16 protein-coding genes are annotated in these 13,732 nt (G+C 68.8%); 9 read left to right on the forward strand and 7 right to left on the reverse strand.

The window, feature by feature from the left end:
* Positions 1-29 precede the first annotated feature (29 nt).
* The 7 genes from P7V53_RS00875 (at position 30) to P7V53_RS00905 (ending at position 6,291) form a co-directional block, all read left to right on the forward strand.
* Entirely contained in the window at positions 30-584 is a 555-nt protein-coding gene (locus tag P7V53_RS00875; protein WP_280153588.1) for a cytochrome b, read from the forward strand.
* Entirely contained in the window at positions 581-1,144 is a 564-nt protein-coding gene (locus tag P7V53_RS00880; RefSeq protein WP_280153589.1) for a YceI family protein, read from the forward strand. The genes P7V53_RS00875 and P7V53_RS00880 overlap by 4 nt, the downstream gene beginning before the upstream one ends.
* Before the next feature lie 2 nt (positions 1,145-1,146).
* Positions 1,147-1,716 carry a YceI family protein gene (locus P7V53_RS00885; RefSeq protein WP_280153590.1) on the forward strand — a complete coding sequence of 190 codons (570 nt, stop codon included), beginning with the start codon at positions 1,147-1,149 and terminating at the stop codon, positions 1,714-1,716.
* Positions 1,713-2,294, forward strand: a complete 582-nt coding sequence (locus P7V53_RS00890; RefSeq protein ID WP_280153591.1) for a YceI family protein — start codon at positions 1,713-1,715, stop codon at positions 2,292-2,294. Before P7V53_RS00885 ends, P7V53_RS00890 begins: the two co-directional genes overlap by 4 nt.
* A gap of 179 nt (positions 2,295-2,473) precedes the next feature.
* A complete protein-coding gene (gene dctP, locus P7V53_RS00895) occupies positions 2,474-3,592 on the forward strand; it encodes a TRAP transporter substrate-binding protein DctP (protein ID WP_280153592.1) in 1,119 nt (372 codons plus the stop codon).
* A gap of 91 nt (positions 3,593-3,683) precedes the next feature.
* A complete protein-coding gene (locus P7V53_RS00900; RefSeq protein WP_280153593.1) occupies positions 3,684-4,343 on the forward strand; it encodes a TRAP transporter small permease subunit in 660 nt (219 codons plus the stop codon).
* 25 nt (positions 4,344-4,368) lie between these two features.
* The gene (locus P7V53_RS00905; RefSeq protein ID WP_280153594.1) at positions 4,369-6,291 is read left to right on the forward strand and encodes a TRAP transporter large permease subunit; all 1,923 of its coding nucleotides are present in this window, start codon (positions 4,369-4,371) and stop codon (positions 6,289-6,291) included.
* Positions 6,292-6,294: 3 nt separating this feature from the next.
* On the opposite strand, the gene P7V53_RS00910 is transcribed toward P7V53_RS00905, so the two are convergent.
* The 4 genes from P7V53_RS00910 to P7V53_RS00925 all read right to left on the reverse strand — a co-directional run bounded on the left by P7V53_RS00910 (position 6,295) and on the right by P7V53_RS00925 (position 9,689).
* A complete protein-coding gene (locus P7V53_RS00910) occupies positions 6,295-7,311 on the reverse strand; it encodes a hypothetical protein (RefSeq protein ID WP_280153595.1) in 1,017 nt (338 codons plus the stop codon).
* A 24-nt stretch (positions 7,312-7,335) separates the two neighbouring features.
* The gene (locus tag P7V53_RS00915; RefSeq protein WP_280153596.1) at positions 7,336-7,836 is read right to left on the reverse strand and encodes a hypothetical protein; all 501 of its coding nucleotides are present in this window, start codon (positions 7,834-7,836) and stop codon (positions 7,336-7,338) included.
* On the reverse strand, positions 7,833-8,423 hold the full coding sequence (locus P7V53_RS00920; RefSeq protein ID WP_280153597.1) for an RNA polymerase sigma factor: 591 nt from the start codon (positions 8,421-8,423) through the stop codon (positions 7,833-7,835). Before P7V53_RS00920 ends, P7V53_RS00915 begins: the two co-directional genes overlap by 4 nt.
* Positions 8,424-8,570: 147 nt before the next feature.
* The gene (locus P7V53_RS00925; RefSeq protein ID WP_280153598.1) at positions 8,571-9,689 is read right to left on the reverse strand and encodes an ABC transporter substrate-binding protein; all 1,119 of its coding nucleotides are present in this window, start codon (positions 9,687-9,689) and stop codon (positions 8,571-8,573) included.
* Between the two features lie 211 nt (positions 9,690-9,900).
* Between P7V53_RS00925 and P7V53_RS00930 the strand changes: the two genes are divergently transcribed.
* Positions 9,901-10,353 (forward strand): hypothetical protein, encoded by a 453-nt coding sequence (locus tag P7V53_RS00930; RefSeq protein WP_280153599.1) that lies wholly within the window; start codon positions 9,901-9,903, stop codon positions 10,351-10,353.
* 7 nt (positions 10,354-10,360) lie between these two features.
* Here the strand turns inward: P7V53_RS00930 and P7V53_RS00935 are convergent, their stop codons facing one another.
* The 3 genes from P7V53_RS00935 to P7V53_RS00945 all read right to left on the reverse strand — a co-directional run bounded on the left by P7V53_RS00935 (position 10,361) and on the right by P7V53_RS00945 (position 12,472).
* Positions 10,361-11,332 carry an amidohydrolase family protein gene (locus tag P7V53_RS00935; protein ID WP_280153600.1) on the reverse strand — a complete coding sequence of 324 codons (972 nt, stop codon included), beginning with the start codon at positions 11,330-11,332 and terminating at the stop codon, positions 10,361-10,363.
* A gap of 16 nt (positions 11,333-11,348) precedes the next feature.
* Positions 11,349-12,038 (reverse strand): YafY family protein, encoded by a 690-nt coding sequence (locus P7V53_RS00940; RefSeq protein ID WP_280153601.1) that lies wholly within the window; start codon positions 12,036-12,038, stop codon positions 11,349-11,351.
* A gap of 62 nt (positions 12,039-12,100) precedes the next feature.
* The gene (locus P7V53_RS00945; RefSeq protein WP_280153602.1) at positions 12,101-12,472 is read right to left on the reverse strand and encodes a VOC family protein; all 372 of its coding nucleotides are present in this window, start codon (positions 12,470-12,472) and stop codon (positions 12,101-12,103) included.
* Positions 12,473-12,640: 168 nt separating this feature from the next.
* On the opposite strand from P7V53_RS00945, the gene P7V53_RS00950 reads away from it, so the two are divergent.
* Entirely contained in the window at positions 12,641-13,702 is a 1,062-nt protein-coding gene (locus P7V53_RS00950; RefSeq protein WP_280153603.1) for an SMP-30/gluconolactonase/LRE family protein, read from the forward strand.
* Positions 13,703-13,732 lie beyond the last annotated feature (30 nt).

The following is a 13,732-nucleotide window of genomic DNA, read 5'->3' on the forward strand; positions in this document are numbered from 1 at the left end:
GTCTTCCGTGAACCGACCGCATCAACGCCATGTCGCCTCGCTACACCCGCACCGCCATCGCCCTGCACTGGCTGCTCGCCGCAGCGATCGCGACTTCGTTCGCCGTCGGCCTGTACATGACCGGCCTGCCGCTGTCGCCGCAGCGCCTGAAGCTCTACAACTGGCACAAGTGGGCCGGCATCGCCATCCTCACGCTGTCGGCGGTGCGCCTGCTGTGGCGCCTCGTCCACCGGCCACCGCAGGACATCGCGATGCCGCCGTGGCAGCGCCGTGCGGCGCATGTCACGCACAACCTGCTGTACCTGCTGTTCTTTGCCGTTCCGCTGGCGGGCTGGGCCTACAGCTCGGCGGCCGGCTTTCCGGTGGTCGTGTTCGGCATGCTGCCGCTGCCCGACTTCGTGCCGGCGGACAAGGCGCTCGCGGAAGCGCTCAAGCCATGGCACCACCGCCTGGCCTACGTGATGGCGGCGCTGGTGCTGGGCCACGTCGCGGCGGCGCTCAAGCACCACTTCATCGACCGCGACGGCGTGCTGTCGCGCATGTGGCCCACCCGGCCTGATTCAACCCCGCTGTCATCGCCATGAAACGACTCACCTCGGCGCTCGCATCGACCGCCTTCTTCTTGTGCGCCGCGGCGCAGGCGCAGCAGGCGCTGCTGCCCGGACAGAGCGAGATTGCCTTCACCAGCCGCCAGATGGGCGTGCCGGTCGACGGCACGTTCCGCAGGTTCGAGGCGCAAGTCGCTTTCGATCCGAAGAAGCCGGAGGCGGCGAAGATCGCCATGACGATCGATCTGGCCAGCGTGTCGCTCGGCGTCGCCGAGACGGAGGCGGAGCTGGCCAAGCCCGACTGGTTCGCGACGCGGCAGTTTCCGCAGGCGACCTTCCAGTCCACCGCGGTCAAGCCGCTGGCGCCCGGCAAGTTCGAGGTGGCCGGCAAGCTCGCCATCAAGGGCGCCTCGCGCGACCTCGTCGTGCCGGTCTCGCTCGCGCAGGCGAACGGCCACACCACCGCGATCGGCGCGTTCGTCATCAAGCGACTCGACTTCAGGATCGGCGACGGCGAATGGAAGGACACCTCGATGGTGGCCAACGACGTGCAGGTGAAATTCAAGCTCACGCTGGCCGGCGTGCCGGCGCTGTGACCATGAACCGGGCCGCCTCTCTCCTCGCCGCGGCCGCGGCCGCCGGCCTTGCCCACGCGCAGGCGGTGACCTATCAGGTGGATCCGACGCACACCTTCGTCACCTTCGAGGTGAGGCACGCCGACACCTCCACCTTGCGCGGGCGCTTCGATCGCAAGGAGGGCTCGGTGGTCATCGACCGCCAGGCGCGCTCGGGCACGGCGGACATCGAGATCGATGTGGCGTCGGTCAGCACCGGCGTGGCCGTGCTCGACGACAAGCTGCAGGGCAAGGACTTCTTCAACGCGGCCGAGAGGCCCAAGGCGCTGTTCGCCGGCGATCGCTTCAGCTTCGAAGGCGACAAGGTGACGGCGGTGGCCGGCACGCTGACCCTGCTCGGCAGGTCGCTGCCCGTCACGCTGAAGGCGACGCACTTCAACTGCTACACCAATCCGCTGCTCAAGCGCGAGGTGTGCGGCGGCGACTTCGAAGCCACCATCCTGCGCAGCCAGTGGGGCATGGCGTATGGCGTCGAGCAGGGGTTGCCGGATCGCATCCGCCTGCTGATCCAGATCGAGGCGATACGCCAATGACACACGCCCGCATCCTCTGCCTGGTCGGCGCGGCCCTGCTCGGGCTCGCCGGCCCAGCCGTCCGGGCCGAGCCCGTCGGCTATGCGATCGACCCGTCGCACACCAAGGTCTATTGGGAGACGCGCCACTTTGGCACGTCGACCCACCGCGGCCGCTTCGACGACGTCCAGGGGCACATCGTGCTGGACCGTGGGGCTGGCAGCGGCGAGGTCTCGATCAGCATCGCCACCGCCTCGGTGTCCAGCGGCGTGCCCGCGCTCGACAAGGTCCTGCGCGGCTCGGGCTTTCTCGCCAGCGAAGCGCATCCGACGGCCTACTTCGTCGCGCGCCAGCTGCGCTTCGATGGCGAGAAGCTGTCGGGCCTGCGGGGCGAGTTCACGTTGCGCGGCGTGTCGCGTCCGCTGGAGCTGCGCAGCGAGCACTTCACCTGCCGCGTCGACGGCATGCGCAAGCGCGAAGTCTGCGGCGGCGACTTCGAAGCGGAGATCCTGCGCAGCGAGTTCGGCAGCACTTTCGGTCTGCCGTTCGTCGGCGACAAGGTGCGCCTGCTGATTGCCGTCGAAGGCGTGCGCCAGTGAGCGCGGTGCGCGCTGCGCACTGCATGCACGCGGGTCAAAACTGATTCGACCGCGACTCATCGTGCCAAGGGGTTAGACCTACTTGTCGGTCGTCAGACGACGCCCGACAGTGGGCAAGTCGTGGGACGGACACCCTGGTCCGCGCATCGTGCGACCGACGAACCTCAAGAGGAGACAAGATGAGCACCACCTCGCCGACCCAGCGCCGACGCTTCCTGAAGAAGGCCGCCACCAGTGCTGCCACCGCCGGCGCGTTGGCCACCCCGATGATCGCCACGGCGCAGACCACCGCGCTGCGCTTCCAGAGCACCTGGCCGGCCAAGGACATCTTCCACGAGTACGCCAACGACTTCGCCAAGAAGGTCAACGACATGGCCGGCGGCAAACTCAAGATCGAGGTGCTTCCCGCGGGCGCCGTCGTGCCGGCTTTCCAGCTGCTGGAGGCCGTCAACAAGGGCACGCTCGACGGCGGCCACGGCGTCGTCGCCTATCACTACGGCAAGAATTCCGCGCTCGCGCTTTGGGGCTCCGGTCCGGCCTTCGGCATGGATCCGAACATGGTGCTCGCGTGGCACAACTACGGCGGCGGCAAGGCGCTGCTCGAGGAGATCTACAAGTCGATCAACATGGACGTGGTGTCGTACCTGTACGGTCCGATGCCCACGCAGCCGCTCGGCTGGTTCAAGAAGCCGGTCGCCAAGGTCGCCGATCTGAAGGGCCTGAAATTCCGCACGGTCGGCCTGTCGGTCGACATCTTCACGGCCCTGGGCACCGCGGTGAACCCGCTGCCGGGCGGCGAGATCGTGCCGGCCCTGGACCGCGGCCTGATCGACGCGGCCGAGTTCAACAACGCTTCCAGCGACCGGGCCCTGGGCTTCCAGGATGTGGCGAAGAACTGCATGCTGCAGAGCTTCCACCAGAGCGGCGAGCAGTTCGAGATCCTGTTCAACAAGGGCAAGTACAACGCCCTGGCCACTGAGCTCAAGGCCATCATCGACTACGCGGTGCAGGCGGCCAGCGCCGACATGAGCTGGAAGGCGATCGACCGCAATACCAAGGACTACGAAGAGCTGAAGAAGGCCGGCGTCAAGTTCTACAAGACCCCCGACGCCATCCTGCGGGCCCAGCTCGAGGCCTGGGACAAGATCGTTGCCACCAAGTCCTCCGAGAACGCGCTGTTCAAGAAGGTGATCGAGTCGCAGAAGGCCTTCGCCCAGGCAGCCGGGCAGTGGCAGAGCGACTACATGGTCGACTTCAAGATGGCCTACAACCACTACTTCGCGAAAAAGAAGGGCTGAACCCGCTTCCCGCTTCCCGCTGCACTCGCGCCAGTCCTCCGGCAGTTCCGGAGGACTGGCGTCGCCTTTCGTTCACTGCATGAGCCTGCCGATGGACGTTCAACGATTGCTTCACACGGCCGACCGCATCAGCACGTGGGTGGGCAAGATCTTCGCCTGGCTGATCGTGTTGCTGATGCTGGTGGTGTGCATCGAGGTCTTCAAGCGCTACGCGCTGAATGCGCCGACCGCGTGGATCTACGACATCAACAACATGATGTACGGCACGCTGTTCATGATGTGCGGCGCCTATACGCTGGCGCACGACGGACATGTGCGCGGCGACTTTCTCTACGGCAGCATGAAGCCGCGCACGCAGGCCACCCTGGACCTCATCCTGTTCATCGTGTTCTTTCTGCCCGGCATCGGCGCGCTCACCTGGGCCGGCTGGGACTACTTCAACGACTCGCTGGCCATGCGCGAGCAGACATTCAACGCCACGCCGCTGCCGGTGTATCCGTTCAAGTTCGTCATCCCCGTGGCGGGCGTGATCGTGATGATGCAGGGCCTCGCCGAGATCATCCGATGCATCGTGTGCCTGCGAACCGGCGCGTGGCCCGAGCGGCTGAAGGACGCCGAGGAGATGGACGTCGTGGCGCAGCAGCTCGCCGGCAGCACCTATGTCGACGAGGAGGCGCGCCGGCAGGCGATAGACAACGCCAAGCGCATCGACGAGGCGGCGCGGCAGCGCGGCGCCGGAGCCGGTACGTGAGCGCCGCAGCGCGGAGGGCAGCCCTGTGAGCGACGCGGCACTCGGCCTGTCGATGCTCGGCCTGATCGTGGTCGTCATCATGCTGGGCTTCCCGACCGCGTTCACGCTGATGGGCCTGGGCATGTTCTTCGGCTTCATCGCGTTCTACAACCCGTCGCAGCACTGGATCGACAACCGCGTGTTCGACCTGATGGTGCAGCGCGCCTACGGCGCGATGACCAACGAGACGCTGCTGTCGATCCCGCTGTTCGTGCTGATGGGCTACGTGATGGAACGCGGAGCGCTGGTGGACAAGATGTTCCACAGCGTGCAGCTGGCCTTCCGCCGGCTGCCGGGCTCTCTGGCGGTCGCGACGCTGATCATCTGCACGTTCTGGGGCATCGCCAGCGGCCTGGTCGGCGCGGTGGTGGTGCTGATGGGCGTCATCGCGATGCGGCCGATGCTCAACGCCGGCTACGACACCCGGCTGGCGGCCGGCGTCATCACCGCCGGCGGCACGTTGGGCATCCTGATACCGCCGTCGGTGATGATCATCGTCTACGCGGCGGTCGCCGGGCAGTCGGTCGTCAAGCTGTACGCGGCGGCAATGTTCCCCGGCTTTTTCCTCGCCTTCCTGTACCTGGTCTACGTGATCGGCTGGGCCATGATCCAGCCCAAGGTCGCGCCCCGGCTGCCGCTGGAACAGCAGCGCGCGCCGGTCTCGCCCTGGGTCAGGCAGGTCGCCGACACCCATGGCGGGCGCATGCTGCCGGCGCTGCTCAAGGCGGTGGTGGCACCCGGGCGTGTTCTCTCCGCATCGGTGGAGGGTGTGCGGGTCACCTGGTGGCTGCTTCTGCGCAACCTCGTGACCGCCCTGGTGCCGGTGCTGCTGGCGGCGGTGACGCTGGGCGCGGTGTGGTGGTACGTGACCATCTATTCGCAGAAGGACAGCAATCCGGAGCCGGCGGCGGCGGAGCAGGTGCAGAAAGCGCGGGAGCCGTCCGCCGGCGGCGTGCAGGAGCCTCCTTCCTCAGGGTCGGAGCCGCAGTCCGGCGGGTTGCAGGAACCTCCGGACAGCGAAGGCGTGAAGGAGCCGCCGTCGTCGGGCGTGGCAGAGCCGCCGGGCGCCGAGCCCGCCGCGAAGACCGAGGAGGGTGGTCTGCAGGCGCTGGGCGAACCGGTGCAAGGGCCCAAGATGGCGGCCGTGCCGGACGCCTTCTACACCGGCTTCTGGCTGACGTGCGCCATCACGCTGGCGCTGCTCGCCTGGTACTACTGGCGCATGGATGCCGAGCAGTTCGAGATCCTGCGCATGCTCGTGTCCTCGGTGATGCCGCTGGGCATCCTGACGCTGGTGGTGCTGGGGGTGATCCTGTTCGGCATCACCACCGCCACCGAGTCGGCGGCGGTTGGCGCGGCCGGTGCCTTCCTGATGGCCTGGCAGGCAGGCACGTTGAACCTGCAGAAGATCAGGGAGGCGGTGTTCCTGACGGCCAAGACGACGGCCATGGTGTGCTGGCTGTTCGTGGGCTCGGCGCTGTTCTCGGCGGTGTTCGCCATACTCGGCGGGCAGGCCATCATCGAGCACTGGGTGCTGGGCATGAACCTGTCGCCGCTGCAGTTCCTGCTGCTGTCGCAGGCGATCATCTTCGTGCTGGGGTGGCCGCTCGAGTGGACCGAGATCATCGTGATCTTCGTGCCCATCTTCCTGCCGCTGCTGACCCACTTCAAGATCGACCCGCTGCTGTTCGGCACGCTGGTGTTCGTGAACCTGCAGGCGGCATTCCTGTCTCCGCCGGTCGCGATGTCGGCCTTCTACCTGAAGGGCGTGTCGCCGCCGCACGTGACGCTGAACCAGATCTTCGCGGGGATGATGCCGTACATGCTGATCGTCATCCTGTGCATGGTGTTCATGTACATCTGGCCCGGCCTGACGGTGTGGCTGCCGAACTACCTCTACGGCGGCTGAGCCTCAGCCCTTCGCGCCCCTGGGCCCCGGCGCCGGCGGCGCCGCGTAATCCGGCGGGACGCGCATCAGCGCCGCATCGGGCTCCCCGCGCTTGAGCCGCGCGAGCCGATAGGTCGTCTCGCCGACCCGCGGGTCCGCGTCGCGCGACTGCAGCGTGAGCAGCAGCTCCGGCGACGTCCAGACGTCGCGGGTGATGACGATGGGCTTCTCGTTGCCCAGCTTGCCGGCCTCGATGGTCCAGGTAGTCCGTTCGCCGTTCGCCCGCACGCCGTCGATGTCCTTGCTGCCGAGAGCGGTGGCGACACCGGGGCCGCGTGGCGCACCGACGCGCGCCTGGAAGGCCACCCCCGGCGGCAGCGGCGGCAGCGGCGCCTGCGGATCCATGCGCAGCACGTGCATCTGCATGCCCTTGGGCATGTCGTCCTCGCCCACGATGGCCGGCACCGGTGGCGGCACCGGCGGTGTCGGCGGCACGGGCGCGACCACCGGCGTGCCGGGCTCGCGGCGCAGGCTCTCGCGGAAGTTGCGCGCCCAGTCGCGCATCTTGTCGGCGTACTCCCGCATGGCAAAGCCGTGCTCGCGCTCCAGCAGCGGGCCGGCGGCGCTCAGGCGGCGCGCGCTCTTTCGCTCGGGATCGAGGACCCAGCTCTCGTGTGCCACCGGGTCGCGCAGGTAGACGGTCTTGCGCCCGCCGCGGTCGATCTCCTGGCGCGTGCGGCCCTCGCCGTCGCGGCACAGGCGCGTCGTGTGCCGACGCACGATGCGGTTGCCGTCGGTCAGCGGCTGCACGGATTCGATCTCGGCCTCGGCGCAGTACGGCGCGCCCTTCACGATGCGCTCGTCCCCCAGCTCACGCGCCGCGAACGCGACCGTATCGTCGCCGGCCACGAGAAGCGGCGCTTCGAACGACGCCTGGGCCAAGAGCAGGTCGGTGTCCTCCAGGGGCTGCGAGTGGGCGACTGCAGCGCCGAGCAGGGCGGCACAAGGAACGAGACAGCGCAGGCGGATCTGGGCATACATGGCAGGTCTCCTCGGATCGTCATCTCAGCGCACGAAGCGCACGGCGAGCACGTCGCCGCTGGCATGCACCAGCAGCTCGGCGCGGACCGGCTCGCCGGCGCGCGCAGGGTCGTAGGGCAGCCCCATCGCCGCCAGGCTTTCACGCGGAAGCTCGGCCGGCACCACCCACGCGGGACCTTGCTCGCGCGCCTCGCGCAGCAGCTGGGGCCAGCGCTCGCCGCCGGACACCGGAAGGAACGGCGTGGACACGCTGGCGCGCCGGCCGACCAGGTCGTCCTGCGGCAACGGGGTCACCGCCAGCATGAGCGCGGCGACGGCCAGCGTGGCGAAGGCCAGGCCGCCGCCGATCCACGCCAGCCACGACGAACGCCGGCGCGCCGGGGCAGCGCTCTTCGCCGCCGCCATCGCGGCCCACACCGCATGCGGGACGCGTGGGTCCGGCTGGTGGGCTCGCAGGTCGTCGCCGGCCAGGCGCAGCGCATCGCGCAGCGTTTCCTGGCCGCGGGGGGAAGCGGTGGGAGTCATGCGGCTTCTCCGGCGGCGGCGTTGAGCTGCGCCGCGAGCCGCGCGCGGGCCCGGTGCAGCCGGCTGCGCAGCGTGTTGACCTCGACACCGGCGATCGCCGCGGCTTCGTCGTAGCGCCGCTCCTGCAGATCGACCAGCACCAGCGCTTCGCGAAACGGCCACGGCAGCGAGCGGATCGCGGCCCACAGCGCCTCGAGTTCCTGGCGATGGACGAGGAGGGTGTCGATGGACGCCTCCGCCTCGCCCGCAGCGACGTCATCGACGCTGTCGTCGGTGCCCGTTCGGCCTTGGGATGCGCGCCACTGCGCCAGCAGCGTGTGGCGCGCGACGCCGGCGAGCCACGCGCCCAGCGAGCCGCGTGCGGCGTCGAAGGTGGCTGCGCGCGACGCCAGCGCGATGAAGGCGTCCTGTGTCGCATCGGCGGCCCAGGCGGCGTTGCCGCACAGCGCCAGTGCGTAGCGGTAGACCCCCGCCGACTCGCGTGCGTACGCCAGCGCCAGGGCGTCCCGGTCGCCGGCGGCCACGCGCCGTGCCAGCGAGGCATCGTCGGTGCGGACCGCGGGTTTCCAGGGGACGAAGGGCATCATGGAACGAGAGCGCGCAGGCAAGCGCTCGGGAGCGTGCTCCTATTGCGGTCGGCGGCAGCGAAAGTTTCCGCCACTGCGCTCGCGGGTGCGAGAGTCGCACGGCCGCCCTGCCCCGGGCGCCGAAGAGGCGCCTTGCCCCAGCCGGCGTCAGCCCACCATGCGCCCGTAGCGGTCGATCGCGACCAGGTCGACGTACTTCGATCCCTGGGTGCCGCCGCCGAACTCGACCTTGTACCCGCCCACGTCCGCACGCAGCGCAGCGAGCGACTCGCGCAGTTTCGGACGGGTCATGCTGCCGTTCTTCAACACGTTCAGCGCTGCCTCGACGGCAATGCGGCCGGCGATGTAGCCCTCGAGCGTCGTCATGCCCATGCGCGCGCCGCCCAGAGCGGCCAGGTCCTGCTGGCAGCGATTGACCACGCTGAAGGTGGTCGCGTTGGGGCGTGGCACCACCATGCTCATCACGCAGCTCTGCTTCTTCGCGACCAGCGCGTCGACCAGGTCCTGGCCGGCGAACGACGAGGCGTAGAACAAGCCGGGATAACGCGCCGCCGTCATCTGGTCGATGATGGCCGAGACCGGGGCGGCATTGGCGGTGAACAGCACGAAGTCGAGCTTGGCTTCGAGCAGCTTGGCCGAGACCGCGTCGAACGAGCTCATGTTGCGGTCGATGCCGACAGACACCTTCGGCGTGATCGACATCGAATGCAGCGACAGGTTCATCGCATCCAGGTTGGCCTTGGAGGTGTCCTCCAGGTAGACCACGCCGATGCGGCGCATGCCGAAGTCGCGCGCGTAGGCGACCATGCGCTGGTACTCGAGGTCGTAGCCGGCGCGCACGTGGAAGGCCGAGCTGACGCCGTCGGCGCGGATGCCCATGTTGCCGCTGGCGGTCCCGAGCAACGCGATCTGTGCCTTCTCGACCGCCGGGATGCAGGCTTCGGCGCCGGCGCCGCTGGTCAGGCCGATGAGGCCGGTGACGCCCAGGTCGATCAGCGTGGCCACGTTCTGCGCGGTGCGGCTGCGCACGCCGCCGTCGTCCAGCGTCACCAGCTCGAATCGCGTGCCGCTGGTTTTGGAGGCGGCGGCGAAGGCCGCTGCAATGCCGTCGCGCACGTCGCGGCCGTAGCCGGCCTGCCCCCCGGTCAGCGAGGCCGACTGGCCGAAGCGGACCACGCTGGCACTGGCGGCCAAGCTCGACCAGGTGCCGCACACCCCCGCGACGGCCACGGCCGAGCCACCCCACAACAGGCTTCTTCGTTTCATCTGTTCGCTCCCTTGATGCGCAGATCCGCGCCGTGAAATTTCGACGGGCTTCACGCGAGCTTGCTTTCGTTTACGAATTGATACGGAAGGTGTAAGAAAACTTGGCCATGCGACTTCTTCGCGAGAAGAAATCGACCACCTTGCGGTTACGAATTGAAACGACGAGGCCGGCCTCTGCACACTGAGGCGTCGTCAAACCAAGGAGACACCCATGGGTCTGCGGATGAGTCGTCTTGCCCGCTGGGCCGCGCTGGCCGCACTGGGCTTCGCTTCGGTGAGCGTCGGCGCGGTGGAGCTGCGCGGGTTCCGCGGCGTCCCCTGGGGAGCCGGCGTCGAGAGCCTCGGCGACTCGCATCTGGTGTCCGCGCAAGGCGAGGTGCGCTGTTACCGCCGCGAGCGCGAGAACCTGCTGTACGGGGACGCGCCCCTGCGCGAGGTGCGTTTCTGCTTCCACGCCGACCGCCTGGTGATGGTGGTGGTCGACGCGCAAGTCGGCCCGCAAGCGCTGCGCGGCGAATTCGAGAGTAGCTACGGCCCGCCCCGGGTGAGCTCCGTGTCGACTGCCCTGTGGGGCGACTCCTCGACTCGTGCGCGCGTGGAGATCGATGCGCCCGCCGCGAATGCGCCGGCGTCGATGCGGATGTACTCCAACGAATACCGCTAGCGAACCGTCATGCCCCCCGCGTGCCGGCTCCATGCCGAGGGGGCACGCGCCGATAGAAGCTGAGCGCGTTGCGGAACATCACCTTGTCGCGCACCTCCTCGCCCAAGGGCGCGAGGTAGTCGTGCGCCAGTCGGATCTGCTCGGCGAAGCCGCCGCCCAGGCTGCTCACCGGCCAGTTGCTGCCCCAGATGAGGCGGTCGGAGCCGAATGCGCTCATCAGCACATCGAAGTGCGGCCGGTAGGCGGCGAGCTCCAGCGGCGCGGGCCACGGCGCATTGCCGTCGCCGGTCTGGTACACGTCGTAGAACGACGAGAACTTCACCGAGAGCTGGGGACACAGCTCGGCCCATCGGCGGATCGACAGCTCCCACTCCGGCGTCGGCGTCGGGCCCTGCGCGCCGCCGAGGTGATCGACGATGACGCGCAGCTGCGGGAAGGCCTTGCACAACGCTTCGACCGTGGGTTTCGGGTTGGTCGTGCCGCGGCTGATCAGGTCCAGCGTCATGCCGCGCCGCGAGAGCTCGGCCAGGTCGCGCCGCTGCGCGGCGTCCAGCGTGATCGCCGCGGGCCCCCAGAGAAAGCTGCGGATGCCGACGAAGCGAGGGTCTGCGGCGAGGCGGTCGAGCTGCGCGATGAAGCCGGGCGAGCCGACCTCGAGCTGGCCCACGAAGAAGCGGAAGAACGCATCGCGGCGCACCAGGTCGAGGATCCATGCGTTGTCCTCGGCCAGCGGGCTCGCCTCCACGATGCCTGCTGCCACGATGCCGTGGAGGCGCGCCAGCTGCTGGTACTCGGCCGGCAGCACATCGCGGTACAGGGTGGTGCTCGCCGCCGGCGGCCACGGCACGCCGCCCGGACGGGTCACCTGGTAGAAGTGGATGTGGGTCTCGACGATGGGCTGGGGGACGCCTCGGCGGAGCTGCCCGATCAGCGCCTCCAGGTCGTCATCGGCATCGGGAGCGGTCGGCTTCGTCGTCATGTCCTCGAGTGTCGCTTCAAGACGGCAGCTCGGCGTCGACGCTGCGCAGCAGGTCGGCCAGCGTCTTGCCGGCCTCGTCGCGGAAGCGCTCCTCGAGCACGTGCATCTCCTGAATGCGGTCGATGCGGAAGTTGCGAAACCCTTCCCGCGCCTCGCACCACGCGGCCAACGTCCACACGTCGCTCCAGTAGAAGCAGCCGAGGGGTCGCACCAGGCGCTCGCTGGGGCGGTCCTTCAGGTCGAGATAGCGCAGCCGCACCTTGCGGCGCGATTCCGCTGCGATGCGCAGCCCCTCCAGGTGTGCGCGTGTCGCCTCGTCGAGGCCGATGGGCGGCGCATACACCGCCAGGCTCTCGGCGGCAGCGCGCGCGGCCACCGGCAGCACGGCAAGGATCTTCGACAGCGCGCCGCCCGCATGCCGGGCGAGCGCCGCGTCGAGCCGTGGCTGGGCGATCCGCACCGAGGCGACCAGCGCCTGGGCTTCGTCTTTGGTGAACATGAGCGGTGGCAGGTCGAAATCGGGCCGCATGCGGTAACCCACGCCGGCTTCGCCTTCGATCGGCACGCCCTGCGCTTGCAGGTCGGCGATGTCGCGGTAGACGGTGCGGGCCGACACCTCCATGCGCTCGGCGAGATAGTCCGCGGTCGACAGCCGCCGGCCGCGGATGATCTGGACGAGCTCGAAGAGACGGTCGGCGCGGCGCATGCGGTGACTACATCGGCGTGCAGAGCTCGACCAGCGGCCTTTGCAAAGGCGGCGATGCTGCCTCAGGCATGCAGCCCGATCCGGTTGCCTTCGGTGTCGACGATGTGAGCGAAGGCGCCCATGTCGCCTGGAAGCTCGGTGCGCGGCGTCGCGATGCGCCCGCCGGCCGCCTGCACGCGCGCCAGCGCCGCGTCGAGCGAGGGCGCCGCGTTGAGGTAGACCAGCGTGCCTTGCGCCGCCGGTGCCCCTTCCACCAGGCAGCCGCCCACGCCGCCGCCGTCGTCGTAGCCGAAGACGGCCATCGTGCTGCCGCCCATGTCCTCGCGGCGCAGCGGCGCGGCGAGCACGGTCTCGTAGAACTGCTGGGCGCGGCCGAGATTGCGCACCGGGATCTCGAACCAGTTGATCGCGTGGCGGGGAGCGGTCTGGGTCATGAAGGTCTCCTGGGAAACGAAGTGGATCGGAGTCCTCATCGTGCTTGGGCGCTCCTGACAGCGTGGTGTCAGCAGCCGAACGGACCGTGCTGGCCGATGATTGGTAGTATCGTCACACAAAAACACATGGCGCCATCCCGGGCGCCGCCATCAGGAGACGACACACATATGGCAGCCGAGATCGATCTGGAGACCGGCCGGGTCGGCCGCCGCAGCCTCCTGCTGGGTGCTGCCGGCGCTGCGGTGGCCCCCGCGGCGCTGGGTCAGGGCCACGACTTCAAGCCCAACCAGCGCTACCCCGATCCGTCGGTGCAGGTGCTCGATCCGAGCTTTGCGCGCTATCGCATCTTCAGCTCCAGCGTGGAGCAGCTGGCCAGCGGGTTTCGCTGGGCCGAAGGGCCGGTGTGGTTCGGCGATGGCCGCTTCCTGCTGTTCAGCGACATCCCGAACAACCGCATCATCCGATGGGACGAGGCCACCGGCACGGCCAGCGTCTTCCGCCAGCCGTCCAACTTCTCCAACGGCCTGGTGCGCGACCGTCAGGGACGCCTGGTCGCGTGCGAGCATCTCACGCGGCGCATCACGCGCACCGAATATGACGGGCGCATCACGGTGCTGGCCGAAGGTTTCAACGGCAAGCGCTTCAACTCGCCGAACGACGTCGTCTGCGCACGCGACGGCTCCATCTGGTTCACCGACCCGCCGTTCGGCATCGGGGGCCACTGGGAGGGCGACAAGGCCGCGCCGGAGCTGCCGCACGCGGTGTACCGGATCGATCCGGCGGGCAAGCTGTCGCAGGTGCTCGACAACCTCGCCGGCCCCAACGGCCTTGCCTTCTCGCCCGACGAGAAGAGGCTCTACGTCGTCGAAAGCCGCGCCCAGCCGAATCGGCTGGTGTGGGCCTACGAGGTGCTCGACGGCGGCGCGAAGCTCGGCGATCGAAAGGTCGTCATCGACGCGAACGGGCCCGGCGCGCTCGACGGCATTAAGTGCGACGAAGACGGCAATCTCTGGTGCGGCTGGGGCAGCAACGGCTCGCCGCAGGCGGTGGCCGCGGACCTCGACGGCGTGATGGTGTTCAACCCGCAGGGCAAGGCGATCGCGCACATCCGGCTGCCCGAGCGCTGCGCCAACCTGTGCTTCGGCGGCGCCAAGGGCAATCGCCTGTTCATGGCGAGCAGCCATTCGCTGTACGCGCTGTACGTCGAGACCCGCGGCGCCGTCCATTGACGATCGGAATGCCGCTTGCTCCGTTGTCAC

The sequence above is a fragment of the Piscinibacter sp. XHJ-5 genome, assembly GCF_029855045.1.
Classification (GTDB): Bacteria; Pseudomonadota; Gammaproteobacteria; order Burkholderiales; family Burkholderiaceae_C; genus Albitalea.

Excerpts from the sequence above, each read along its gene's own strand:
- P7V53_RS00930 (WP_280153599.1), top strand. The coding sequence starts at position 9,901 with ATGGGTCTGCGGATGAGTCGTCTTGCCCGCTGGGCCGCGCTGGCCGCA.
- P7V53_RS00950 (WP_280153603.1), top strand. The coding sequence starts at position 12,641 with ATGGCAGCCGAGATCGATCTGGAGACCGGCCGGGTCGGCCGCCGCAGC.
- P7V53_RS00935 (WP_280153600.1), bottom strand. The coding sequence starts at position 11,332 with ATGACGACGAAGCCGACCGCTCCCGATGCCGATGACGACCTGGAGGCG.
- P7V53_RS00910 (WP_280153595.1), bottom strand. The coding sequence starts at position 7,311 with ATGTATGCCCAGATCCGCCTGCGCTGTCTCGTTCCTTGTGCCGCCCTG.
- P7V53_RS00885 (WP_280153590.1), top strand. The coding sequence starts at position 1,147 with ATGAACCGGGCCGCCTCTCTCCTCGCCGCGGCCGCGGCCGCCGGCCTT.
- P7V53_RS00920 (WP_280153597.1), bottom strand. The coding sequence starts at position 8,423 with ATGATGCCCTTCGTCCCCTGGAAACCCGCGGTCCGCACCGACGATGCC.
- P7V53_RS00940 (WP_280153601.1), bottom strand. The coding sequence starts at position 12,038 with ATGCGCCGCGCCGACCGTCTCTTCGAGCTCGTCCAGATCATCCGCGGC.
- P7V53_RS00945 (WP_280153602.1), bottom strand. The coding sequence starts at position 12,472 with ATGACCCAGACCGCTCCCCGCCACGCGATCAACTGGTTCGAGATCCCG.
- dctP (WP_280153592.1), top strand. The coding sequence starts at position 2,474 with ATGAGCACCACCTCGCCGACCCAGCGCCGACGCTTCCTGAAGAAGGCC.
- P7V53_RS00890 (WP_280153591.1), top strand. The coding sequence starts at position 1,713 with ATGACACACGCCCGCATCCTCTGCCTGGTCGGCGCGGCCCTGCTCGGG.
- P7V53_RS00875 (WP_280153588.1), top strand. The coding sequence starts at position 30 with ATGTCGCCTCGCTACACCCGCACCGCCATCGCCCTGCACTGGCTGCTC.
- P7V53_RS00880 (WP_280153589.1), top strand. The coding sequence starts at position 581 with ATGAAACGACTCACCTCGGCGCTCGCATCGACCGCCTTCTTCTTGTGC.
- P7V53_RS00915 (WP_280153596.1), bottom strand. The coding sequence starts at position 7,836 with ATGACTCCCACCGCTTCCCCCCGCGGCCAGGAAACGCTGCGCGATGCG.
- P7V53_RS00925 (WP_280153598.1), bottom strand. The coding sequence starts at position 9,689 with ATGAAACGAAGAAGCCTGTTGTGGGGTGGCTCGGCCGTGGCCGTCGCG.
- P7V53_RS00900 (WP_280153593.1), top strand. The coding sequence starts at position 3,684 with ATGGACGTTCAACGATTGCTTCACACGGCCGACCGCATCAGCACGTGG.